This window comes from Flavobacterium algoris (assembly GCF_048158525.1).
Taxonomy (GTDB): Bacteria; Bacteroidota; Bacteroidia; order Flavobacteriales; family Flavobacteriaceae; genus Flavobacterium; species Flavobacterium algoris.
On the sequence record NZ_JBLNKT010000035.1, the window covers coordinates 13,049 to 39,375 of the forward strand.

Annotated in this window: 18 protein-coding genes; 8 read left to right on the plus strand and 10 right to left on the minus strand. The window is 35.5% G+C overall.

Features of this window, described 5'->3' with window-relative positions:
* Window positions 1–70: 70 nt before the first annotated feature.
* Entirely contained in the window at window positions 71–1,744 is a 1,674-nt protein-coding gene (locus ACM55I_RS14495; RefSeq protein ID WP_416847563.1) for an Ig-like domain-containing domain, read from the plus strand.
* Here the strand turns inward: ACM55I_RS14495 and ACM55I_RS14500 are convergent.
* The 4 genes from ACM55I_RS14500 to ACM55I_RS14515 all read right to left on the minus strand — a co-directional run bounded on the left by ACM55I_RS14500 (window position 1,739) and on the right by ACM55I_RS14515 (window position 6,071).
* Window positions 1,739–2,509, minus strand: coding sequence for an amidohydrolase (locus ACM55I_RS14500; RefSeq protein WP_416847564.1), 771 nt, complete (start codon window positions 2,507–2,509; stop codon window positions 1,739–1,741). The genes ACM55I_RS14495 and ACM55I_RS14500 overlap by 6 nt on opposite strands.
* Window positions 2,510–2,592: 83 nt before the next feature.
* Window positions 2,593–3,339 (minus strand): succinate dehydrogenase/fumarate reductase iron-sulfur subunit, encoded by a 747-nt coding sequence (locus ACM55I_RS14505; RefSeq protein ID WP_416834584.1) that lies wholly within the window; start codon window positions 3,337–3,339, stop codon window positions 2,593–2,595.
* 53 nt (window positions 3,340–3,392) lie between these two features.
* Window positions 3,393–5,393: a fumarate reductase/succinate dehydrogenase flavoprotein subunit gene (locus tag ACM55I_RS14510; protein WP_416847565.1), complete on the minus strand. Its 2,001-nt coding sequence runs from the start codon at window positions 5,391–5,393 to the stop codon at window positions 3,393–3,395.
* Between the two features lie 12 nt (window positions 5,394–5,405).
* The gene (locus ACM55I_RS14515) at window positions 5,406–6,071 is read right to left on the minus strand and encodes a succinate dehydrogenase cytochrome b subunit (protein WP_416847566.1); all 666 of its coding nucleotides are present in this window, start codon (window positions 6,069–6,071) and stop codon (window positions 5,406–5,408) included.
* Window positions 6,072–6,439: 368 nt separating this feature from the next.
* Between ACM55I_RS14515 and ACM55I_RS14520 the strand changes: the two genes are divergently transcribed.
* The 3 genes from ACM55I_RS14520 (at window position 6,440) to ACM55I_RS14530 (ending at window position 10,193) form a co-directional block, all read left to right on the plus strand.
* Complete coding sequence (locus ACM55I_RS14520; RefSeq protein ID WP_416847567.1) at window positions 6,440–7,801, plus strand: hydroxymethylglutaryl-CoA synthase family protein; 1,362 nt, start codon at window positions 6,440–6,442, stop codon at window positions 7,799–7,801.
* A 153-nt stretch (window positions 7,802–7,954) separates the two neighbouring features.
* A complete protein-coding gene (locus tag ACM55I_RS14525; protein ID WP_416847568.1) occupies window positions 7,955–9,247 on the plus strand; it encodes an aminopeptidase P family protein in 1,293 nt (430 codons plus the stop codon).
* A gap of 163 nt (window positions 9,248–9,410) precedes the next feature.
* Window positions 9,411–10,193 carry an alpha/beta fold hydrolase gene (locus ACM55I_RS14530; protein WP_416847569.1) on the plus strand — a complete coding sequence of 261 codons (783 nt, stop codon included), beginning with the start codon at window positions 9,411–9,413 and terminating at the stop codon, window positions 10,191–10,193.
* Here the strand turns inward: ACM55I_RS14530 and ACM55I_RS14535 are convergent.
* From ACM55I_RS14535 to ACM55I_RS14550, 4 genes are all read right to left on the minus strand, one after another.
* Window positions 10,190–12,955, minus strand: a complete 2,766-nt coding sequence (locus ACM55I_RS14535; RefSeq protein ID WP_416847570.1) for a PD-(D/E)XK nuclease family protein — start codon at window positions 12,953–12,955, stop codon at window positions 10,190–10,192. The genes ACM55I_RS14530 and ACM55I_RS14535 overlap by 4 nt on opposite strands.
* A gap of 63 nt (window positions 12,956–13,018) precedes the next feature.
* Window positions 13,019–14,452 carry an OmpA family protein gene (locus ACM55I_RS14540; protein WP_416847571.1) on the minus strand — a complete coding sequence of 478 codons (1,434 nt, stop codon included), beginning with the start codon at window positions 14,450–14,452 and terminating at the stop codon, window positions 13,019–13,021.
* Between the two features lie 133 nt (window positions 14,453–14,585).
* The gene (kbl, locus tag ACM55I_RS14545; RefSeq protein WP_416847572.1) at window positions 14,586–15,779 is read right to left on the minus strand and encodes a glycine C-acetyltransferase; all 1,194 of its coding nucleotides are present in this window, start codon (window positions 15,777–15,779) and stop codon (window positions 14,586–14,588) included.
* A gap of 46 nt (window positions 15,780–15,825) precedes the next feature.
* On the minus strand, window positions 15,826–19,002 hold the full coding sequence (locus ACM55I_RS14550) for a UvrD-helicase domain-containing protein (protein ID WP_416847573.1): 3,177 nt from the start codon (window positions 19,000–19,002) through the stop codon (window positions 15,826–15,828).
* A gap of 241 nt (window positions 19,003–19,243) precedes the next feature.
* Here ACM55I_RS14550 and rbfA point away from each other — a divergent pair, with 241 nt between their 5' ends.
* On the plus strand, window positions 19,244–19,636 hold the full coding sequence (gene rbfA, locus ACM55I_RS14555; protein ID WP_126452046.1) for a 30S ribosome-binding factor RbfA: 393 nt from the start codon (window positions 19,244–19,246) through the stop codon (window positions 19,634–19,636).
* 3 nt (window positions 19,637–19,639) lie between these two features.
* On the plus strand, window positions 19,640–20,839 hold the full coding sequence (locus ACM55I_RS14560) for an ABC transporter permease (protein ID WP_416847574.1): 1,200 nt from the start codon (window positions 19,640–19,642) through the stop codon (window positions 20,837–20,839).
* A 112-nt stretch (window positions 20,840–20,951) separates the two neighbouring features.
* Here ACM55I_RS14560 and dusB read toward each other — a convergent pair whose 3' ends face one another.
* A complete protein-coding gene (dusB, locus tag ACM55I_RS14565) occupies window positions 20,952–21,944 on the minus strand; it encodes a tRNA dihydrouridine synthase DusB (RefSeq protein ID WP_416847578.1) in 993 nt (330 codons plus the stop codon).
* Between the two features lie 295 nt (window positions 21,945–22,239).
* Between dusB and lepA the strand changes: the two genes are divergently transcribed.
* Complete coding sequence (gene lepA, locus ACM55I_RS14570) at window positions 22,240–24,036, plus strand: translation elongation factor 4 (protein WP_416847575.1); 1,797 nt, start codon at window positions 22,240–22,242, stop codon at window positions 24,034–24,036.
* 70 nt (window positions 24,037–24,106) lie between these two features.
* On the opposite strand, the gene ACM55I_RS14575 is transcribed toward lepA, so the two are convergent.
* On the minus strand, window positions 24,107–25,039 hold the full coding sequence (locus ACM55I_RS14575) for a 1-phosphofructokinase family hexose kinase (RefSeq protein WP_416847576.1): 933 nt from the start codon (window positions 25,037–25,039) through the stop codon (window positions 24,107–24,109).
* A 106-nt stretch (window positions 25,040–25,145) separates the two neighbouring features.
* Here ACM55I_RS14575 and thiL point away from each other — a divergent pair, with 106 nt between their 5' ends.
* Window positions 25,146–26,192 (plus strand): thiamine-phosphate kinase, encoded by a 1,047-nt coding sequence (gene thiL, locus ACM55I_RS14580; RefSeq protein ID WP_416847577.1) that lies wholly within the window; start codon window positions 25,146–25,148, stop codon window positions 26,190–26,192.
* Window positions 26,193–26,327: the final 135 nt, after the last annotated feature.

Here is a 26,327-nt window from a genome sequence, read left to right on the forward strand (position 1 = left end):
ATAATTCGATAAAAAATTTCGATTACATTAATTATAATTGTTATTTTGTAGATTCTAATTTTGATTTGATATGTTGAAAAACAATTTAAAATATATTTCCTTATTTCTGCTTTTACTTATGATTGGTTGTGCAAAAAGAGGCAGCATTACCGGAGGCTTGAAAGATACTATTGCACCCGTTTTAAAAATGAGTTTCCCCAAAAATTTCAATACTAATTTCAAAGGAAATGAGATTAAATTAGTCTTTGACGAAAATATCAAATTAAAGAACCTAAACAAGCAGTTGATTATTTCACCTCCAATGAAAAATGAACCTTTGATTCTTCCAACAACTGCCAGTAAATTTATTACTATTAAAATAAAAGACACACTGCAGCCCAACACGACTTATAGCTTCAACTTTGGCCAGAGTATAGCAGATAATAACGAAGGAAATCCATTCAACCAGTTCAAATATGTGTTTTCAACCGGAGACTATATCGACTCTTTGTCTATTGGCGGAACTGTAAAAGATGCTTATGAAAAAGACGCAGAATCATTCGTTTCTGTTATGTTGTATGACGTAAATGACACTTTCAAGGATTCAATAGTATATAAAGAAAATCCAAGATATGTAACCAACACATTGGATAGTCTAAGAACATTCCGTTTGGAAAATCTTAAAGCAGGGAAATACCTTCTTGTAGCAATGAAAGACTACAACAGCAATAATAAATTCAATCCAAAAAAAGACAAAATTGGATTTCACAAACAATTCATTTCCATCCCAAACGACACTGTTTACAACTTAGCATTATTTAGAGAAGTACCAGCATTCAAAGCTTTCAAGCCAACTCAAGTATCTGGAAATAGATTAGTAATGGGATACGAAGGAAAGATTAATCAAGCCAATTCAAGACCTAAAATAATCTTGAAAAACAAGAATGATCCCGAAGCTTCGGGACTATCCACAATCGTCACTCAATTACCTAAAAAGGATTCCCTACAAATATGGTACAAACCTATAAAAGCAGATTCGTTAGTTTTGGCTGTAACTAAAGAGAAATACAATGTAAATTTTTCCTTTAAAATCAAAGACCAGAAAAAAGACACTTTAAACATCACAGCCGTACAAAATGGCGTATTAAATTTCAGAGATCGATTTACTTTAGAAACCGCTACACCATTAACAGGTTTTGACAATTCAAAAATAAAATTGGTTAATAAAGCAAATACTTCCATTCCTTTTACAACTGAATATGATGAATTCAACCAGAAATTACATTTCGATTTTCAAAAAGAACCTTTAGAAAAGTATACCGTTTCGATTCTACCCGGCGCATTGACTGATTTTTTTGAAAAATCAAATGATTCATTAACGTATAAATTAACCACAAAAAGCACCGCTGAATATGGAAATCTTAGTGTGTCTTTACAAAATGTAAAACAATTTCCGGTCATAGTAGAACTAACCAATACAAAAGGAGAAATTTTAGCTACCGGATACTCTGAAAAAAACACAATAATCGACTTTAATCTAATTGAACCCGCACTTTATACTCTTAGAGCCGTTTATGACGAAAACAAAAATAAAGAATGGGATTCAGGAAATTATTTAGAAAAACGCCAAGCTGAGGAAGTGATTTATTTTTCTAAGGAAATAGACGTTAGGGCTAATTGGGACGTTAACCAAGTTTTTGATTTAAGTCTTCCTTACATTCCTGAACCTAAGAAGAAAACGGATAAAAAGGATAAAAAACTATAATTTTTTTATTTCAAAAGCATCTCTATCATTCAAAAAACCTAGCTTTTGTCTGGTTTGCAACATCATTTCTTTATTTAATTCCGCAAAGAGAATACTTTCAGACTCTACTGGTTCGACAATGTAATTCCCAAGAAAATCTATCGCTTGCGAGTGTCCTATATATTGGTATCCATTATTGTCTTCCCCTATTCTGTTAACCCCAATAGCATAGCTCATGTTTTCTATGGCTCGGGCTTTAAGCAATGCATCCCAGGCATTTGTTCTTATTTTTGGCCAACTTGCTACATAAATAATCAAATCATAATCCTCAGAATTCCTGGAGAACACCGGAAATCTTAAATCGTAACATACTTGCAGGCAAATTTTCCAGCCTAAATATTTCACAATGATTTTTTGGGTTCCGCTTGCATACACTTTATCTTCTCCAGCAAGAGTAAATAGGTGTTTTTTGTCATAAAATTGAATTTCTCCTGACGGAAAAACGAATACCATTCTGTTATAGAAATTATTATTTTCTTCTATAACCAAACTTCCTGTAATAGCCGTTTTTTTGGCTTTCGCCAATGCTTTGAGCCACGTTACAGTTTCACCTTGCATTGTCTCCGCAACATTTTCTGGACTCATAGTAAAACCAGACGTAAACATTTCTGGAAGCACAATCAAATCAACATCATCATTAATTGTATTGATTTTATCTTCGAAATTAACTCGGTTGGCTTTTGGGTTTTCCCAAATTAAATCAGATTGTATAAGCGCAATTTTCATTTGAATGATTTTTATAAAGATAAAAAAAAAAAACGCATTCAACTTTTACATTGAATGCGTTTATTAATTTCATTTATTAGGTTTTATCCTTTCAAACTGGCTGACATATATTCTCTGTTCATTCGAGCAATATTTTCAAGAGAAATTCCTTTCGGACACTCTACTTCACAAGCTCCAGTATTAGTACAGTTACCAAAACCTTCAGCATCCATTTGGCTAACCATATTTAAAACCCTGTCAGTAGCTTCAATTCTTCCTTGTGGTAACAAAGCGTATTGAGATACTTTTGCAGCAACAAATAACATTGCCGATGAGTTTTTACAAGTTGCAACACAAGCACCACAACCGATACAAGCAGCTGAATCAAAAGCAGTATCAGCATCTTTCTTGTTAATTGGAATTGTGTTTGCATCAATAGTATTTCCAGATGTATTTACAGATATAAACCCACCTGCATGTTGAATTCTGTCAAAAGAACTTCTGTCAACAACTAAATCTTTTATTACTGGAAACGCTTTTGCTCTAAATGGTTCAATAAAAATAGTATCACCATCCTTGAACATTCTCATGTGCAATTGACACGTTGTAACACCTCTGTCAGGCCCGTGAGCTTCCCCGTTGATATACAAAGAACACATTCCGCAAATTCCTTCGCGACAGTCGTGGTCAAAAGCTACAGGCTCATCTCCTTTCATGATTAATTCATCATTCAAAATGTCAAGCATTTCAAGGAATGACATATCTGGTTCAATATGATCTATAGGATATTCAACTATTTTTCCTTCTGTAGCGGCATTTTTTTGACGCCATATTTTTAATGTAAGTTTCATCTTTTTTTAAGTATTAAGTATTAAGAGTAATCTTCAAGACTTTTCTCGAAATACTATTTATAACTTCTTTGAACTAATTTCACGTTATCAAATACCAACGGCTCTTTATGTAAAACAGCTTCACTTGGTTTTCCAGTGTATTCCCATGCCGCTACGTATGCGAAATTCTCATCGTCACGTTGCGCTTCACCTTCTTCTGTTTGGTATTCTTCACGGAAATGTCCTCCACAAGATTCATTACGATGTAAAGCATCTTTAGCGAACAATTCTCCTAATTCAAGGAAATCAGCAACACGAGTTGCTTTTTCTAATTCCTGATTGAATCCTTTATCAGTTCCTGGAACCTTAACATCTTTGTAAAACTCTTCACGTAAAGCCGCAATTTCTACAATTGCTTCATTCAGTCCTTTTGCGTTACGAGCCATCCCAACTTTGTCCCACATAATTTTTCCTAATTTCTTATGGAAATAGTCAACAGAATGTGTTCCGTTATTGTTCATGAATTTATCAATCTGGTCTTTAACCGCTTTCTCAGCAGCTACGAACTCAGGTAAATCGGTAGAAATTGTTCCCATTTTAATATCTGGAGCTAAATAATCACCTATTGTATAAGGCAATACAAAATAGCCATCAGCTAAACCTTGCATCAAAGCCGAAGCTCCTAAACGGTTGGCTCCGTGATCTGAGAAGTTTGATTCCCCGATAGAGAAACAACCCGGAATTGTAGTTTGCAAGTTGTAATCAACCCAAGTACCACCCATTGTATAATGTACCGCAGGGTAAATCATCATTGGAGCAGTATAAGGATCTTCATCCACAATTTTATAATACATTTGGAACAAGTTCCCGTATTTACTTTTTACAAGTTCAGTACCTAATTTGGTTACTAATTTAGTATCCTTAGTATCTAATCCTTTTACATACGCTTGCTCATTTCCGTAACGTTGAATAGCTGCGGCAAAATCCAAATAAACTGCTTCTCCTGTTTTGTTTACTCCAAAACCAGCATCACATCTTTCTTTGGCAGCACGAGAAGCTACATCACGAGGCACTAAGTTACCAAAAGCAGGATACCTTCTTTCTAAGAAATAATCTCTTTCCTCTTCTGACAAATCAGTTGCTTTTTTCTTTCCTTCACGAATCGCTTGCGCATCTTCTAGTTTTGCAGGAACCCAAATACGTCCATCATTACGCAATGATTCCGACATTAATGTCAATTTCGATTGATGATCTCCAGAAACCGGAATACACGTTGGGTGAATTTGTGTGTAACAAGGATTTGCGAAGAAAGCTCCTTTTTTGTGTATTTTCCACGCTGCAGTAGCATTAGATCCCATTGCATTGGTTGACAAGAAGAAAACGTTTCCGTATCCTCCAGAAGCAATAACAACAGCATGCGCAGAGTGTCTTTCTATTTCACCGGTAACTAAGTTACGAGCGATAATTCCTCTTGCTTTTCCGTTTACGATTACTAAATCCAACATTTCGTGACGGTTGTGCATTTTTACTTTACCACGACCAATTTGACGGTTCATTGCTGAGTAAGCACCCAAAAGCAATTGTTGACCTGTTTGCCCTTGTGCATAAAAAGTACGAGAAACCAAAGTTCCTCCAAAAGAACGATTATCCAACAATCCTCCATATTCACGAGCCAATGGAACACCTTGTGCCACACATTGGTCAATAATATTAGACGAAACTTCGGCCAAACGGTGTACGTTAGCCTCACGAGCACGGTAATCTCCTCCTTTTACAGTATCGTAAAACAATCTGTGAACAGAGTCACCGTCTCCTTTATAATTTTTTGCAGCGTTAATTCCCCCTTGTGCAGCAATCGAGTGCGCACGACGCGGTGAATCTTGAAAGCAAAAAGCTTTTACGTTATATCCTAATTCTGCTAAAGTTGCAGCAGCAGAACCTCCAGCTAAACCTGTACCAACTATAATTATATCTAAATTACGTTTGTTAGCAGGGTTTACTAAATTAATATGATCTTTATAATTTGTCCATTTGTCCGAAATTGGACCACTAGGAATTTTTGAATCTAATGCCATTATAATTTAATATTAATGATTAAAATGATGAAATAATGCAATGAAAATGAAACCAAAAGGAACTACAATTGCAAAAGCATATCCTAATGTATGCAAAGATTTTGAATACTTATTATTAAAACCTACCGATTGAAATGAGGAATTGAAACCATGCCACAAGTGCAATGACAACAATAAGAATGAAAGGCTATACAATCCTGTACGAACCGGACTTTCAAATTTTGCAACTAGTTCATGAAAATACCTTGCTTCATCTAACGGATTGCATTCTACATACTTGTAAACCATTTCCGGAAACCAAAAATCATAAAAGTGCAATGCTATAAAAGCCAAAACAACTGAACCAGATACAATCATGTTTCTGGAAGCCCAAGAAGAATTTGCGCCTCCGTTGTTCTTCGCGTAAGCAATTGGTCTTGCGCTTCTGTTTTTGAAATCCAAAACAAAACCCATAATAAAGTGAAAAACTACCCCTACAATTAAGATCGGCTGAATTACGAATTGAACTAATGGATTGTTTCCCATAAAATGGGATATTGAATTAAAAGTGTCGGCGCTAAATACCGATGTCATATTGATAAAAAAATGCTGTGCTAGAAACAACATTAAAAAAAGTCCTGAAAGTGCCATAGCTACTTTTTTTGCTATTGACGATTTCAATAATGCAGATTTTGCCATAAGATTTATATAATTTGTTTTAAAAAATTATACAAAAATAAAGCAATTAGACAGCAACTACAACCTTTTCGCTGTTATTTATAATGATTTTAAAGTGTTTTACACAAAACACCACGGAATCCTTAAAATTCAAACAAAATTCAAAAAACAGCAAATAAACGGTTAAACAAAAAAGAAAGAAATCTTAAATACGGCTTAATGAAATTTACCAAAAATCAATCTACAAGGCGACAAAAATTATTAATTCAATACTTTTTATTATTCTTTATTTCTAAATTAATAAAAACACCAAATACTTTGGTTTTATATGCCTAAAACAATTGCATCGGGACAATGCATTTTTAACTTTACACGTTAAAAATTGAATAATGAAAACAGGAATTGATTCCATCTCTTTTGATGTTGCTAAAATACACTTACCTATTACAACTTTGGCGAAAGCCAGAAACATTGAACCTGAAAAATTAGAAAAAGGTTTGGGTTTAATCAAAATGACATTACCGGATACGCATCAAGATACAGTGGTTTTTGCCGCAAACGCTTTGACAAAACTCATTCAGGAAAACAATCTAGATCTGAATGAAATTGCACGAATATATGTTGGAACCGAAAGCGCTATTGACAGTTCAAAACCAATCAGCTCCTTTTTAATTACCTTAATGGAACAAAAATTTGGAGAAAACACTTTGTCCGAATGTGATGTAGTCGATTTTACATTTGCTTGTATTGCCGGTGTTGATGCATTGCAAAACTGCATTGATTTCGTAAAATTAAATCCAACTAAAAAAGCAATTGTTGTCACCACAGATTTTGCGAAATACGATTTAAATTCAACCGGGGAATACACGCAAGGCGCAGGAGCTTTAGCCATGTTGATTACTTCAAACCCGCGAATTATTGCATTCGACAACAATTGGGCAACAAGTACAAAAGGTGTTTTTGACTTTTTCAAACCGTTTAGAACACTTTCAAAAGAAGAAATCACCGGAAACAAAAATAACGAATCCTGGTTTGACAATCTTGAAGCCGAAATAGAAATTCACAAAGACCAACCGGTTTTTGACGGACAATATTCCAACCAATGCTACATGGATCGTACTAGAAACGCCTATTTTTCATTCAAAAAATTAAAAAACACAACCGAAACTATCTATAACTCTTGGGAAAGCATCATCATGCATTTGCCTTATTCGTTCCAAGGACGCCGCATGTTATCTGAAATTTATGCTTTGGATGCTTCCAATAAAATTATCTCTGGGGACGAAGACGCTTCGGAATACCAAAATAAATTGAAGGGAATCAGCAAATCTGAAGAATACCAACAATTTGTAAATGAAAAATTAATGCCCGCTGAATTAGCTTCTTCCTTAATTGGGAATTTATATACTGGTTCCATTTTTATGGGATTACTTTCTACTTTGGCACATTTTTATGATACCAAAAAAGAAATTTCAAATTCAAAATTTGGTTTTTTAGCTTACGGAAGTGGTTCTAAATCTAAAGTTTTCGAAGGGGAAATTCAGCCCGATTGGAAAACTGCGATAGCTGGTAGTAAACTTTTTGAAACTTTAGAACAAAGTTTTGAAATTGATTTTGAAACTTATCAAAAACTGCATAAAAAAGAACAAAAACAAAGCATTCAACTTCCAAAAAACGAATGGGTTCTAGACCGAATAGAAAAAGAAATTCCAAATCTATTAGGAGCCCGTTATTACAAATGGGTAGATTAGATCCTCTAAAACTTATTTTATACAAACACAAAATACGATAGACTTCTGTTTGTTTTATTTTGTGTTTTTTTTATTTAAAATTTAACGAATTCATAATAAAAACCGATTTAAACTTAGTATTTTTGAGTAATTAAAAGTTTAAACTGTATTGCTATGAAATACCATCAAATTGACCGGGATTTATTTATAAAAAATCGCACCAAATTCATGGCTCAGATGAAGCCAAAAAGCGTTGCTATTTTCAACTCTAATGATATTTATCCAATAAGTGCCGATAGCACACTGCCTTTTGCACAACACCGCGATATTTTTTATTTAAGCGGAGTGGATCAAGAAGAAAGTATTTTGTTGCTTTTCCCGGATGCGCCTTACGAACATCAAAGAGAGATGGTATTCTTGAAAGAAACCAGCGAACACATTGCAATTTGGGAAGGGGAAAAACTGACCAAAGAACGCGCTTTTGAAGTTTCAGGAATCAAAACCGTGCATTGGCTACAGGATTTCGAGAAAATTTTATTCGAAATGATGACGCATTCCGATACGATTTACATCAACACCAACGAGCATTACCGCGCCACCGTGGAAACCGAAACCCGGGAAGCCCGTTTTGTAAAATGGTGGAAAGCCAAATATCCGGCGCATGCCGTTGCAAAAAGCAATCCGATCTTGCAACGCATTCGTTCTGTAAAAGAAACTGAAGAATTGGATTTAATCCAAAATGCCTGCAACATCACTGAAAAAGGATACAGAAGATTATTATCTTTTGTAAAACCAAATGTAACCGAATACGAAATTGAAGCTGAACTGATCCACGAGTTCATTTGTAACCGTTCCAAGGGTTTTGCTTACACGCCAATTATCGCTTCGGGAAATAATGCGAATGTGTTGCATTACATCGAAAACAACCAACAATGCCACGCAGGTGATTTGATTCTATTGGATGTGGCTGCCGAATATGCGAATTATTCGAGCGATATGACGAGAATGATTCCTGTTTCAGGAAAATTCACCGGTAGACAAAAAGACGTTTATGAAGCCGTTTTACGAGTAAAAAACGAAGCGACTAAAATGCTTACTCCAGGAACACTTTGGAAACAATACCATTTTGAAGTAGGAAAAATCATGACTTCAGAATTGCTTGGTTTAGGATTGCTCGACAAAGCCGATGTCCAAAATGAAAACCCGGAATGGCCCGCTTACAAAAAATACTTCATGCACGGAACTTCCCACCACATGGGATTGGACACGCACGATTATGGAATCCTTACAGAACCAATGCAAGCCAATATGGTTTTCACCGTAGAACCGGGAATTTACATTCCTGCCGAAGGTTTCGGAATCCGTTTGGAAGACAATGTAATCGTTCAGGAAACTGGCGAACCCTTTAATTTGATGCGCAACATCCCTATTGAAGTCGACGAAATTGAAACGTTGATGAACAGTTAATTACTTTCAAATACATACAACGAGAACGGCTTACAGCAATGTAGGCCGTTTTTTTTTAAACCATATAAGAAATATAAGGACATAGTAGTACTTCTTAAATGAACTTATATTTCTTAAATAGTTAAAAAATAAAAGTGCTATTTTTGTAGACTAAATTTCCATTTTGAAACAAATTCTCTTTAAAAACACCAACATCTCCTATTCCGATACCGGGAAAGGAAACGCTATTATCTTGCTTCATGGTTTCTTGGAAAACAAAGAAATGTGGGGTTTTTATATTCCTGAGTTTGCCAAAAAAAACCGCGTTATCACCATTGATTTACTGGGTCATGGCGAAACGGAATGTTTGAGTTACGTGCAAACGATGGAAGATAATGCCGATGCCGTTCACGCTGTTTTATCGGAATTACGCATCCGGAAAGCCATTTTTGTGGGACATTCTATGGGCGGTTACGTGGCTCTAGCTTTCGCCGAATTATATCCTGACACTGTAAAAGGATTAGTTTTATTAAATTCAACAACAAGAGCCGATAGCGAGGAGCGAAAAATAAATCGGGACCGAGCTATTAAAGCCGTAAAACAATCTTTCTTAAACTTTGTTTCACTGTCCATAGCTAATTTATTCAGCGAATCCAACAGAGAGAGACTTTCATCAGAAATTGAAAGAGTAAAAAAAGAAGCTTTAAAAACGCCACTTCAAGGAATCGTTGCCTCGCTCGAAGGAATGAAAACAAGAAAAGACCGAGAAGTATTATTGCACCTCACACCCTATCCAAAACTATTAATTCTAGGCGAAAAAGACCCTGTTTTAAACTACGAAGAAACTAAAGAACAACTAGAAAATACTACTGTACAATTCGTAAATTTTCCAGACGGACACATGAGTCATATTGAGAACCAAGAGGAATTATTGATCGTTTTGTTGGCTTTTTTCAAAAGTATTTAAATTATTTTCTCTTCAAAAGGAATATTCTGATCTAAAATTTCACTCAATAAAAGAACCATTTGCTCTAAATAATTACTCAAAATTTCTTCATTTATAATTGAATTTATTTCTTTGTCTTCTTTAAAGTTAAACGGAAGAAAACCTGCTTTTAAATTCTTGAAAGAAATAATTCCCGCTTCAATTGGCTTTCCTTTTGCTTCCTGCTCATACATATAAGCATACGCCAGCACCTGAATGATTTTATCGCTTTTAATATCATCGGTCAATCCTTTCCAAGATTTCAAAGTGACGCTTGCTTTTTCTACTTTACCCGTTTTGTAATCGATAATTCTAATGATTCCGTTACGCTCTTCAATTCGATCAACGTTTCCTTTTATCAATACCGGAAAAGGCAAATTGGGATGATTTAAAATTTTTCCAAAAGTTTGTTCCAAAGCTAGAATTTTTATCGCATCGCCGTTTTTAATACTTTCCAGTTCCACTTTTAGGAAATTCGAAACATTACGTTTGGCAACTTCAAACGCCAATAAATTTCGACCTTTTTTGATTTCGCCTTCTTTGTAAACCAATTTGAATTGCTTCAAAACCTCAGCGTCTATTTGTTTGAAACAATTTAGAATATCATTTTCCGAAATAAATTTACCAATGAATGGCTCATATAAAACCTTCAACGTTTCATGGATAATGGTTCCCAACGTATTCAAGGCAATATTTTCCTCGACTTCTTCGACTTCACTGATGCGCAAAATCTTCTGGAAATAAAACTGAATCGGGTTTCTAATATAACTCGTCAATGCCGATGGTGAAAATCCTTTTTCGGCAATTTCTTTCAACCGCATCATCACACTTTCCGATTTAGGAATTACCATTGGTTGGTACGCCGTTTCAGGTAAAACAGCATTATAAATTTCGTGTGACAAAGTATGATTGACCTGTTTTTCTACTTCCAATTGCGTGATGAATCGACTTTTTTCACCCGCATCCAATCCTTCACTTTCGGTATTATAAAGCAAGTAGATATTCTTTGCGCGTTGTAATAAATGATAGAAATGATAGGTATAAATAGCATCTTTTTCTTTGAATGTCGGCAATCCCAATTCGCGTTTCACATCATACGGAATAAAAGAATTTTGCGATTTCCCAGCCGGAAATTTTCCTTCATTCATAGAAGTAACAATTACAGTGTCAAAATCCAAAACACGACTTTCTAAAACTCCCATAATCTGCAAACCATTCAACGGTTCTCCTTCAAAAGAAACTTCTGCCAAATCAATTACTTGCTTGTAAATGGCATAAAGCGTTTCTATTTTATCAATATGTTCATGCTTCGAATAGTAATTAATTAGTTTATTAATCACTTTGAAAATAGCAAAAACAAAAGCTTTGGTAATTTTCTCTTCTTCGTTGTCGTTGCTTAAATTGTTTTTTATAGTCTGCAATAATTTAGAAATTGTCTCTAATACCGGAATTGAACCATTTTCCCATTTTTGAAATAATAAGAAAAACAACTCACTTGGATCAGTATTCAATTCCATCAATTTATGATGGGTAATAAATGTGTAATTGTTTTGATTGATAATTTTGACTAACACATTGGTTTTCGCATAAGGTTCCACCAAAGGATGTGTCAAAATATCCAATACATCTTTGTAATACAAAACATAGCTTTTGGCATTTCTGGACAAAGCATTCGTATGCATTTTAAACAATTTCGCAATCAAAATCTGGGCTGGATTATTCTTACTCGAATACCCCATAGTAATATTCAAAGCACCGACGCTTGATGGCAAAGAATACAAAAGCGGAACCAAAAGATTTTCCTCACCTAGAACCACAGCCACCTTATCCAGCTTGCCCTCTGGATTTTGATAGATGACATTTTCAATAATACTTCCGGTTATCTTGGCTTGACCAATCGTCTTTGGTGTTCCAACAACTCGAATATTTTTAGCCTGTGAAAAATCATTTACAATCCATTCAAACGGGTGTAGCTTATAATGTTTCCAACTTTCTTTGAAACGGCGTACAAACAACCCTGCATCATGATACGGGTCGTTTAGAAAGGTTTGATCAACATCCCAATATATTTTGGCTTGATCAGAAGCAATAAGATGCTGGATTATTTTTTCTTCGGCAGCATTCAGCGCATTAAACCCTGCAAACAGGAATTGCTTATTTTGAACTGAATTCGAAAAATGGTTTAGGTTATTTACCGCTTCACGGTAAATCAAACCTTGATAACCAATTCCTTTATTCAATAAATGAGTATAAAGTGATTGATAGTAATTAGGCAGTAATTTCCAAAAATCAATGTATTTTTCTAATAATTCAGTCTTATTTTCGACTTCAATTCCCCATTTTTTGATATCTTCAATATCTTTCAGATACGAAAGAACATGGGATGGCTCCAATAAATACCGGTCAATTTCATTAAAATCCTGTAATAATGTTTTCGCCCAATTGGCAAATAATTCAAATGATTGTTGGTTAGCTTTATCAGTAACAGACAGATAGACCTCATAGAATTCGAATAGTAACTCAATCGGATCAATCGTACGAATGCCTGCTATATCTTGAATAAAATCTTCAATACTAATAATTTCAGGAGAAAGTATATTTGAGGTTACCTGATTTTTCAGCGCTTCAATCAAAAATATTTTTGCTCTTTTGTTTGGCAAAACTACAATTGTATTGGAAAGATTGTCTGAATATTTTTCAATTAAAACGGCTGCTATTTTATCTAAAAAAGAAGTATTTGTCATTTTATAAAAATAAAAAAAACGCCCCGATAAATCGAGGCGTTTTCTAAAAAATTTTGAAGTAGATTATTTTTGTAACAATACTTCAGTTCTTCTATTTTGAGCTTTACCTTTAGCTGTTTTATTTGTTGCAACTGGTGTACTTTCACCAAAACCTACAGCATTTAAATTATCAGAACTAATACCTCTTTCAACTAAAGCATTTTTAACAACATTTGCTCTAGCTTCAGAAAGTTTTTGATTGTATGCATCTGAACCATCGCTATCTGTATGCCCTTCAATACTGAATTTAGCATTAGGATAGTTTTTAAGAATATTTGCCATAGCATCTAATCTAGCAGGAACGTCAGCTGTTTTAAAAGTAGCTTTACCTGAATTAAAGTAAACTGCTCTAGCTTGAATTTTAAGATTGTCTAAAGCTTCAGTAGTTACTTCAGGACATCCTTTGTTACTAACTGGACCCGCAACAGTAGGGCAAGCATCATCTTTATCTAAAACTGAATCACCATCAGTATCTGGCCAAGGACAACCTGCATTTTCTTTAGGACCTGCAACAGTTGGACATTTGTCATCTTTATCAGCAATTCCATCTCCGTCAGCATCTGGACAACCTTTTAAAGCAGCTAAACCAGCAACTTCTGGACAAGCATCATCTTTATCAGCAATTCCATCTCCATCAGTATCAGGACATCCGTTTAATGCAGCTAAACCAGCAACTTCTGGACAAGCATCAGCACTATCTTGAATTCCATCTCCATCAGTGTCAGGACATCCATTGAATTGTTTCAAACCAGCAACTTCTGGACAAGCATCATCTTTATCATATATTCCATCACCATCTGTATCTTTACCTCCAAATTTGAAGATAAGACCTGCAGTGTGTTGGAAATGAGAAGGAGAATCAATAACTCCATTAGAGTCATTTCTATCTCCAAAAGATTTTTTGTAAGTTGTAGTAAAAGAAAGTCCGATGTTTTCAGTAAACCAGAGGTTCAATCCAGCACCTGGATTAACAGTTCCAAAACTGTCTTTTCCTAAGAAAGTATAACCACCACCAACAGCAAGAGAAGGATCAATTACTTTAGATTTGATCAAGTTCATGAAACTGTATCTAATAGTACCATCGATACCATAATACATTAAGTCGCCTGGATTAGTTACAATGTAGCCACGAGAATCATGACCTGGAGCAGTTGGACTAAAATAAACTGCTTTTGTAATTTTATTTACTGATCCAGAAAGTCCAAATGAGAAATTATCTCCTATGTATCTAGATACACTTAAATAAGATACAGAAGGAAGAATATTCCAGTTGTCTTTAACAGCGAATGGCTGAGAAAAATGTGCATCTAGCCAATTATGCCCACCTCCAGCACTAGCTTTGGTGTCAACGGCATTAACTCCAAAAGAGATTGCCCATGGATTGTTACTGTCTTGTGCGTGAGAGCTTAGACCCATCACCATCATTACAGCAACTAAAAGTTTGTTAAGATGTTTCATACTTAATTTTTTTAATTACAATTTAGTTAATTATAGACAAAAGTAACTCGTAAATTTTTAACTACAAAATGAAATGTTAAAAAAAACAATAATATTAGAGGCAAAGTGGAAATTATATAACTTTCAATAAAAATTATATAACTTTTAACAAACGCCCAACTTCAACAAAAGCGCTAATTGCCTTGTCTATATGTGCTGTCGTATGTGCTGCAGAGAGCTGTACTCTTATTCTTGCTTTATCCTTAGGAACTACCGGAAAGAAAAAACCAATAACATAAATACCTCTTTTTAAAAGCTCATCAGCCATAGTTTGTGACAACTTAGCATCATAAAGCATCACAGGAACAATCGCAGAATTCCCGTCAATGATATCAAAACCTGCTTTTTTCATACCTTCTTTAAAATAGTTGGTATTCCACTCTAATTTATCCCGTAAAACTGTATCTCTTTCTAATATTTCAAAAACTTTGATAGAAGCACCTACAATTGCAGGCGCTAAAGAATTAGAAAACAAATATGGTCTGGAACGTTGACGTAATATTTCGATAATTTCTTTTTTGGCAGTTGTATAACCTCCCATTGCACCACCAAGCGCTTTACCTAATGTTCCTGTAATGATATCTACTCTTCCCATTACACCTTTTGCTTCAAGCGTTCCTTTTCCGGTTGCTCCTATAAAACCTGCAGCATGACATTCATCGACCATAACCATCGCATCATATTTATCTGCCAAATCACAAATTTTATCCAAAGGAGCCACAACACCGTCCATAGAGAAAACGCCATCAGTGACAATTAATTTGAAACGGCTTCCCGCCTCAACCGCTTTGATAAGCTGTTGCTCTAAATCCTGCATATTGCTATTTTCATAGCGATAACGAGCCGCCTTACACAAACGAACCCCATCTATAATAGAAGCGTGATTCAAACTATCAGAAATTATCGCATCATTTTCTCCTAACAACGGTTCGAAAACACCGCCATTAGCATCAAAAGCTGCGGCATAAAGAATAGTATCTTCAGTTCCGTAAAATTCAGAAATCTTCTTTTCCAATGTTTTATGAATATCTTGGGTTCCACAAATAAAACGAACCGATGACATTCCGAAACCGTGTGTATCCAAAGCATCTTTTGCGGCTTGTATAACCTCAGGGTGTGATGATAATCCAAGATAATTATTAGCACAAAAATTCAAAACTTTCTCACCTGTCGAAATAGTGATTTCTGCTCCTTGCGGAGAAGTGATGATTCTTTCTTTTTTGAAAATTCCATTATCTTCAATAGTTTGCAATTCTGACTGTAAGTATTCTTTGATTTTTCCGTACATTTTATGTGTTTATTAAAGCCGTTATTTATTCATTTCAATTAGTAACCTACAAATTTACTACATCGATTTCTTTCCCTATGTATACCAATGCCTTTTTAACTACTTTGTATCCCATTTTCTCAATAGCATCCTGATAATTCTCCAATTGTTGTTGGTATTTAACATTATGCGTTCCAGTTTTATAATCCAGCAACAATACTTCTCTGTTTTTCGTTAAAACCATCCGGTCCGGTTTTACTGTTTTTCCTTCTTTTTGAATAATAGTTTGTTCATTTAAAACTTCATTCCCTTCAGCAAAACAAATCTCTAGTTCACTATGATTAACAATTTCTTGAATCGTTTTATAAACCAATTCCTTTTGATTTAGCGTAATTAATCCGTTTTCAATAGACTTTGTAATCGCCAAATCGACATCGTTTTTAGTTTTTACAAAAGATAGAATTTCATGAATAACATTTCCATATTCGATAGCTTCTTGTTGGAGCGTCCCCCACATTAACGCTTCTCGCTGTGCTATTTTTATATTCTTTGGATTCAAAATTTCTGAAACTAAAGGAATCGTTTTTGAAGTATCGATGTGTTGTTTTGCTGAAGATAATTTATTTTCATTTCCAAATTCATACTCTAATTTATTTTCATCAAATTCTTCTTTGTTCGCCAAATAATTTATAAAAAAACTACACATATTGTTTTTGGGAATCTCCCCTTTACTGGACAAATTCATATTCGAAATCACATATAATTGTTCTTCGGCACGGGTTAAAGCCACGTACAAAACATTAATATTATCCAATAATTCTTCCTGTTTCTTTTGATTGTAAACTTCTGCAGCTTCGACTCCAAATCCTTCTACTGCACTACTATTATCAATTAAAACCTTTGGCAAACCAAAATCCTGTTCCTCAGCATTGAGCCACAATTTATCTTTAGGTTTCCTGTTGTAATCTTCTTCTGCGAAAGGAAAAATAACCACCGGGAATTCCAGTCCTTTAGATTTGTGGATCGTCATAATTCGGACTGCATTAGTTCCTTCAGGAGACGGAATGCTAAATTTCTCCGCATTTTTATCCCAGAAATTCAGGAAATCAGAAATTCCTGCTTGATTGCGAATGTCTCGTTCTAGAACAATATCCAGGAAATATTGAACGTAGGCATTCCCTTCTGCTTCGGAGGGTCCCGAAGCCTCGGGAGGGGCGAGAAACTTTGCTATTATAGTTTCCACTGCTTCATACAATGATTTTTTTCGAATGTTTTGAAACGAAAGCGAAACATCAAAACTCATCAACCACTCTTCGAAATCAGTTTCCTGAAACAACGCCATTCCTTGGGCAATAAAATCATGAATCGGTAATTTATCCTGACTGTTTTGTGCTAAATATTGAAGGAAATTTGCTTTGGATTCCAAATCTGAACTGTTTTTCAGATATTTTAATAAATGAATAATCAACCGGACTTCGGTGGCGTTTTGAATCATTAAGGTTTCCGACGATAAAAGTGGAATTCCTTGTTCTGTCAAATAATTAGCAATCGCAATTCCCTGACTTCTTTTTCGGGTAAGAATCACAATATCTTTGTATTGAAACCCTTGTTTTAACGATTTTTGAATCGTATTTAAAGTCGCTAAAACATACAAATCCGTTTTGTCCAAAGCTTCCTCATCATCTTCCGAAGTTTCTACTTTTGGAATGAAAGAAATATTTACGTAGCCACCAGTTTTATCATTCGTTTTTTGATGACTGTGATTTTCATACAAATCTTTATAATCTAAATGTTCGAATTCATTCGATAACAATTTGAAAAAATCATTATTGAATTCGATTATCTGCGAATAACTGCGGTAATTTTTATCTAAATGTTCGAGTCTTTTATCGGGATTATTGAACGGATTTTGGTCTTTACTCAATTCAATAAACTGTTCCGCTTTTCCGCCACGCCATCTGTAAATGGATTGTTTTGGATCGCCCACAATCATCAAAGTCCCTTTTACACCAAAATCATCCTGACCCGAAAGCGCATTATCAATCAGCGGAATTAAATTCTGCCATTGCATTTCGGAAGTATCCTGAAATTCATCAATAAAAAAATGACGGTAGCGCTCGCCCAATCGTTCGTATATAAAAGGAGCCGGTTGATTTTGAATTTCCCTGTGAATTATTGCATTAAATTCGGAAATAGAAAGAACGTTTTGTTCTTGTTGAATTTTAGCTAATTCATTACTGACCGTATTTAGCAATGACAAAGGGGTAATGTTTTTTAAGAACGCTTTATAGAAATTTATCTTTTCGAAGGTTTTATACACCTGATCCAAAAACTGCAATAAATCAGGGATTATGTTTTCAATAATCGCACGGTCTTTGGCTGTTTTATTAATTTTTATGTCATCAAATTCGTGATAGGTTTTGTTTTTCGGATTGAATTTTCCTTCTTGAATACTCGACAAATGCTTTGGAAAATGTCCCGCCGAAAATGATTTCGTGTCAATTCCGTTTTTATCGATCAGTGACAAGGCTTCTTCCGCAAAAACGACACTTTCTTTTTCCAAAGCTTTACAAGCTTCGGATAATTTGGCTTTGATTTCGACAAATTCAGCGATGGATTTATTCTGAAAATGCGTAATTTCATTTCTATTATTTTCATTTAAAACCAACCGACCGGTTTCGAGAATTTCACGAGAAATATCCCAAGATTTGTCATCATCCGTTTTTTCCATCGTGAAATCGATTAACAGCTTGGTTAATGTTTCATCTTCTCCAGCTTGCGCGATAATAGCATCGACGGCTTCAATCAACAAATTTTCGGTATCCAATGTGACTTCAAAAGTCATGGGTAAATTCAAATCGTGTGCAAAAGCACGAATGACTTTATGCGTGAATTTATCAATGGTCGAAATATCAAAAGCGGCATAATTATGAATAATGTGCTTGATGATTTGCTGTGATTTTGTTTTTATTTCAATGATAGAAAGTTCCGTATCTATGGACAAATCCTGCATTAAATCCTGTGCTTTTGAACTTGGCTCGTCTTTGGCAAATTCGGATAAACTGCCTACGATTCGGCTTTTCATTTCGTGTACCGCTTTGTTGGTAAACGTAATGGCGAGAATGTTTCGATAGGCGTCATTCTTTTTGGCAACAAGGATAATTTTCAGGTATTCTTTGACAAGCGCATAGGTTTTTCCGGAACCTGCCGATGCGTCGTATATGGAGAAGGAAGGTCTTTGCATTACGATTTTAGATTTCTGATTAACGATTTTAGATTTCTGATTTAGAATTAGCGTTCTAATTTCCCAAATTTCCTAGCCCTGATGGAAACGGCATCCTTTTTATAAGGTGATTTTTCATCACCTTATAAAAAGATATAGTGAACAGCAGGAAATAGCTTCTAAAAACAGAACTATTAATAGGTTACTTTTAAAATTTGTCCCGAAACTTCGGGATAAAACTTAAAAGTAGTATTTTTGCAGCATGGAAACAAATAGACAGAAAAAAATAGGTGGGGTTATCCAAAAAGATTTGGTTGACATTCTGCAAGGTGAAGTGAGAAAAAACGGAGTAGCTAATTTAATTATTTCGGTATCCAAGGTTACGGTAACTACAGATTTATCAGTAGCGACAGTGCATTTAAGCGTTTTTCCTCAGGATAAAGCCAAAGAAATTTTAGAGGCGGTGAAGTCGAATGCTAAAACCATAAAACATGATTTATCACAACGCGTTCGTTTGCAATTGAGAAAAGTTCCCAATTTGGTTTTCTTTATCGACGACTCTTTAGATTACATTGAAAAAATTGACAATGCCTTAGCGAATAGGGATAATCCTATAGAAAACAGAGATCTTTTGGACAAACGTAGATTTCAATAAAACTTGAATTTCCCCCTTTACATCGCCAAACGCTATATTCGCAGCAACAGTAAAAACAATGCTATCAACATCATCAATCGGATTGCCAGCATGGGAATTATTGTTGGCGCAATGGCTTTGTTTGTGGTTTTATCTGTTTTTAGCGGGTTGAAAGTTTTTAGTCTTTCGTTTACGAATGACATTGATCCCGATTTAAAAATAAGCAGTACTTTAGGGAAATCATTTCTTGTTTCTCCAAATCAGGAGATCCAAATCAAGAAAATCGACGGCTTGGTTTCTTATACTAAAATAATAGAGGAGCGGGTTTTATTCACTTTTGACGGAAAACAGGAAGTTACGTACTTAAAAGGTGTTGATTCTAATTTTAGCAAAGTAAATGCTATTGAAAAGAAACTTTTTAACGGACAATGGCTTAAACCAGATACGTATCAAGTGGTGGTTGGTTACGGAATTGCCCAAAAATTCTCGATGGGATTACTTGATTTCAATCGTCAATTGGAAGTTTTAGTTCCAAAACCAGGGAAAGGTGCAATTGAAAATCCAGAACAAGCTTTTAATAAAACCGATCTAATTCCTGTTGGAATTTATGCCATCAGCGAAGATTTAGATTCGAAATATGTTTTTGCCGATTTAGGTTTAGCACAAGAATTATTGGAATACAAAACCAATCAGGTTTCGGGAATTGAAATCAAAGAAAAAGCTGGTGCTGATGAAAGTGCTATCACAAACCAACTTCAAACCATTTTCAACAATAAAATCACTGTAAAAAACAGGGCGCAACTCAACGAATCGCTTTATAAAATGTTGAATACGGAGAATATTGCGGTGTATTTGATTTTTACTTTGGTAATTGTTGTGGCACTTTTCAACTTGATCGGCGCACTGATTATGATGATTTTGGATAAAAAAGGAAACTTGAAAACCCTTTTTAATCTTGGAACTGAAATCAAGGATTTACGAAAAATATTTCTGCTTCAAGGTACTTTATTGAGTGTTTTTGGCGGAATTATCGGGTTGGTTTTAGGGATTGTAATTGTGTTGCTGCAACAACATTTTCAACTGGTTATGATTACACCTACACTGGCGTATCCCGTTGTTTTCTCCCTTGAAAACGTATTGATTGTTATGGGAACGATTGTCACTCTTGGCTTTATTGCTTCGCTGATTGCGAGTAGTCGCGTGAGTAAAAAGCTGTTGGAGTAAGATTGAAGATTAACGATTTTTGATTTCAGATTTTAAAAATAAAACACGAATTCCACTAATTTACACGAAACAATTTGTGCTAATTAGTGGAATTTGTGTTTGAAATATCTAGTTAAACAACCTCATATCCCGCATACGCTTCTTCGATTTCATTCAAAGCGGCGAACAACTCTTCAGGTCGATCTAGCGTTACTAATTGTTGTTTGTACGGTTTAAAAGAGTGAATTCCTTTGAAATAATTGGTGTAATGTGGTCTTGTCTCTACAATTCCCAATCTTTCTCCTTTCCATTCCATTGCCCAAGTGAGGTGATTTCGCACTGCTTCCACTCTATCAACAACGGTTGGTTTTGGCAAATGTTCTCCTGTTTTGAAGTAATGTTTGATTTCGTCAAAAATCCAAGGATAACCGATGGCAGCACGACCAATCATGATTCCGTCGATGCCGTATTCATTTTTATAGTGCAATGCTTTCTCCGGAGAATCGATATCCCCGTTTCCAAAAATAGGCATCGTAATTCTAGGATTGTTTTTTACACGGGCAATGTGCGACCAGTCGGAATGGCCTTTGTACATTTGGGCACGCGTTCTGGCGTGAATGCTCAAAGCGGCAACACCAATGTCTTGCAAACGCTCCGCAACTTCATCAATATTAATGGAATTATCGTCCCAACCCAAACGGGTTTTTACTGTTACCGGCAAATGGGTACTATTGATAACCGCCTGAGTCAAACGAATCATCAAATCAACATCTTTCAAAACACCGGCTCCGGCACCTTTGCAAACGACTTTTTTGACAGGGCAACCAAAATTAATATCTATTAAATCCGGGTTTACAGCAGAAACAATTTTGGAGGACATCGCCATGGCTTCTTCGTCTCCGCCAAAAATCTGGATTCCGACAGGGCGTTCGTAATCGAAAATGTCTAATTTCATTCGGCTTTTGATAGCGTCGCGAATTAATCCTTCGGAAGAAATAAATTCCGAATACATTAAATCGGCACCATGGGCTTTGCACAATCTGCGAAAAGGCGGATCGCTCACATCTTCCATAGGGGCGAGAAGTAAAGGGAATTCGGGTAATATTATGTTGCCAATCTTGACCATCATCATTTAATTTGGTGCAAAATTACGTTTTTTAGATGAAAGGATAAAAGAAGAAAGAAGAAAGACTTAGTATTAAACCGATTAGTTTGCGAATTCGGGACTTTGAAACTGTTGAATTTAGCTTATATTTGCAGATTAATTGTCGCTGTTTGGCGATTGCGTGAGGGATTGCAGTGAAAATCCTTTTCCTTTTTTCTTTAAAAAGGAAAAGATTGTAGCGGAAAGCCCGACCCTTGTGGTCACGCCCTGAAATAAATTCAGGGTAAACCCAAATAAATTTGATATTATTTAGAACATGAAACATATTAGGAATTTTTGCATTATTGCACATATTGATCACGGAAAAAGTACGCTTGCTGACCGTTTACTCGGTGCTACACAAACGGTAACTGCTCGTGAAGAAAAGGCGCAATTACTTGATAACATGGACCTAGAACGCGAACGCGGGATTACGATTAAGAGTCATGCGATCCAGATGGAATACACGTATAAAGGACAAGAATACATCCTGAATTTGATTGATACTCCGGGACACGTGGATTTTTCGTATGAGGTTTCTCGTTCGATTGCGGCTTGTGAAGGGGCACTTTTGATTGTAGATGCAGCGCAAAGCATTCAGGCACAAACGATTTCGAATTTATATTTGGCTTTGGAGAATGACTTGGAAATTATTCCTGTTTTGAATAAAGTGGATTTACCAAGTGCCAATCCTGAGGAAGTGAGCGATGATATCGTGGACTTGTTAGGTTGTAAACTGGAAGATATTATTCATGCTTCGGGTAAAACTGGTTTGGGTGTTGAAAATATTTTGGCAGCGATTATCGAACGAATTCCACCTCCATCAGGAAGTGTTGACGAGCCTTTACAGGCCTTAATTTTTGACTCACATTACAATCCGTTTCGAGGAATCGAAGTTATTTTCCGTGTAAAAAACGGACAGATTAAAAAAGGCCAAAAGATTAAATTCATGGCTACCGGAAACGAATATTTTGCGGATGAAATTGGGACTTTGAAATTAAATCAAGTTCCGAAACAAGTTATTTCAGCAGGTGATGTTGGGTACTTAATTTCTGGAATTAAAGAAGCGAAAGAAGTAAAAGTAGGAGATACGTTGACGGATGCAAAAACGCCAACAACAAATATAATTAAGGGTTTTGAAGATGTGAAACCAATGGTTTTTGCGGGGATTTATCCTGTGGATACCGAAGATTATGAGGAGTTGAGAAACTCTATGGAAAAACTGCAGTTGAATGATGCTTCATTGGTGTTTTTACCGGAAAGTTCTGCCGCTTTGGGATTTGGTTTCCGTTGCGGATTCTTAGGAATGTTGCACATGGAGATTATCCAAGAGCGCTTGGAAAGAGAGTTTAACATGACCGTAATTACTACCGTTCCCAACGTTTCGTATTTGGCTTACACCAAAAAAGATCCTACAACGCCGCTTATCGTAAACAATCCTTCGGACTTACCGGAGCCTTCTCGTTTAGATCATGTGGAGGAACCTTTTATTAAAGCAACTATTATTACTAAATCCGATTATGTTGGAAATGTAATGAGTTTGTGTATCGAAAAACGGGGATTGATTACCAATCAAACGTATTTGACTACGGAACGTGTAGAGCTGACTTTTGACATGCCATTAGCAGAGATAGTATTTGACTTTTACGACCGTTTGAAAACTGTTTCTAAAGGATATGCTTCCTTTGATTATACGCCAATTGGGATGCGAACTTCTAATTTAGTTAAAGTTGACATCTTATTGAACGCAACGATTGTTGATGCTTTATCATCCTTGATGCATGCAGATAATGCATATTCAATTGGAAAAAAAATGTGTGAAAAACTGAAAGAATTAATACCACGCCAACAATTTGACATTCCTGTTCAAGCTGCAATTGGGGTAAAAGTTATTTCGCGTGAAACGATAAAAGCATTGCGTAAAGACGTTACCGCCAAATGTTATGGTGGGGATATTTCCCGTAAACGTAAATTATTGGAAAAACAGAAAAAAGGTAAAAAACGTATGAGACTGGTTGGAAATGTTGAAATTCCACAAGAAGCGTTTATGGCGGTGTTGAAATTGAATGATTAGATTTTTTTAGAGCAAAGAAGTAAGAATAAAGAGAAAACCTGATGATGAAAATTGTCAGGTTTTTTTGTTTCTATTTATTCTTCAACCATTCAAATAATCGTTTGGCATCTTCGAATTTAAACAATTGGGTTCCTTCGTTCATCGTTGCTGCTGAACCGCAAGCGACTCCCCAACGAATAACTTCTTTCAGATTTTTATTTTGCGAAAGCGCCCAAACCATTCCGCCAACCATACTGTCACCGGCACCTACAGTACTTTTTTTGGCAACATTGGGAGCAGGAACAAATTCGTAAGCATCTTTTGTAACCAATACTGCACCTTGTGGACCAAGTGAAACGACTACAATTTCGGCGCTACCTTTGGCTATTATTTGTTTTGCAGCTTCGTTTACTTCTTCCAGTTCCAATCGCTCCACACCAATTAATTTTGCGAGTTCCCCAACATTGGGTTTAATCATATAAACACCAATTTCTAATGCTTTTTTTAATGATTCCCCAGAGGTATCTATAATTAATTTTGCATTTGATTTTTTAGCGATTTCCGCAATTTTCAAATAAAAATCTGTTGACAAACCTTCATTCAAACTCCCGCTGGCTACCAAAAATTTTGGGCTTAAAGCTGCGATGGTTTCTAATATTTTGTTGCTTTCTTCTTCTAAAATTTTTCCGCCTGTAAACCCAAATCGGTACTGTGAATTGGTATTATCATCCACAGCGACAAAACTTTCCCTTGTCCAAGTTTGAACTTCGATTGCTTTAAATTCAACTGATTCTTTAGCCACCAATTCTTCCAGCATTTTACCCATTGGTCCACCTGAAGTAAACACAGCGAGAGAAGTTCCTCCCAGACGGGAAATTGCCTTAGACACATTGATTCCTCCACCTCCTGCATCATATCGAGGCTCATCACATCGGATTTTTTGTTCTGGGACTAATCCTTTAAAATGAGTGCTTTTATCTAATGCTGGATTAACGGTAAGGGTAACGATATCAAATGACTTCATTTTTCACGAATTTAATACTCTAAAGATCGGATAAAATTGATACAATTTGATAGAATTCAAGGCGAATATTTCTTCGTATATTTGCAACCTCAAAACAATTAAAATAATGATCGAAGATAAAACCCCACAACGTACAAGTATTGCTCAACTAGGAGAATTTGGATTGATAGACCATTTGACAAAAAACTTTGAAATCAATCAACCTTCGACTTTAAAAGGAATTGGGGATGATGCTGCTGTTTTGGATTTCAAAGATAAAAAAATAGTCGTTTCTACTGATTTGTTGATTGAAGGCGTGCATTTTGATTTGGCATACATGCCCCTAAAACATTTAGGCTATAAAGCTGTCGTGGTCAATGTTTCTGACATTTGCGCCATGAATGCCAAACCAACACAAATAACAGTTTCCATTGCCGTATCCAATCGTTTTCCTTTGGAAGCATTAGATGAATTATTTGCAGGAATAACGCATGCTGCACGGGAATACAATGTAGATGTTATCGGTGGAGACACTACCTCATCACAAAAAGGATTAATCATCAGTATAACTGCTATTGGCGAAGCTGATGAAGAAGAAATCGTATATAGAAATGGCGCCAAAGAAACCGATTTATTGGTTGTTACCGGAGATATTGGAGCAGCTTATATGGGATTGCAAGTTTTAGAAAGAGAAAAGCAAGTTTTTCAGGTGAATCCAAATTCACAACCAGATTTAGATGCGTATACGTATTTGATAGAACGTCAATTGAAGCCAGAAGCCAGAAAAGATGTCCGTACTTTATTGCACGCTTTAGAAATAAAACCAACTTCAATGATTGATATTTCGGATGGATTGTCATCGGAAATTATGCATTTGTGCAAACAGTCCAAAGTGGGCTGTAATTTATACGAAGACAAATTACCAATCGATCCGCAATTTATTAATGTTTGTGAAGAATTCGATATCGACAGTACAACTGTTGCGATAAACGGAGGAGAAGATTACGAACTGCTTTTCACCATTGCCATGGAAGACTTTGAAAAAATAAAAGGCAATCCAAATTTTACTATTATTGGCCACATGACACAAGAAAGCGAAGGTATTCATTTAGTTACTCGTGCTAACACAAAAATTGCTTTAAAGGCCCGTGGTTGGGATGCTTTGAGTGAATAAAGCATACAGTAAATCAATAAAAGAGGTTGTCTGAAAAGATAGCCTCTACTTGTTTTAAGGAATACCTGATTTAGCAGAAATTTATTAAAAATTGAAAATATTGCCTTAATAATTGTTCTAAAAGTTTGTTTATTG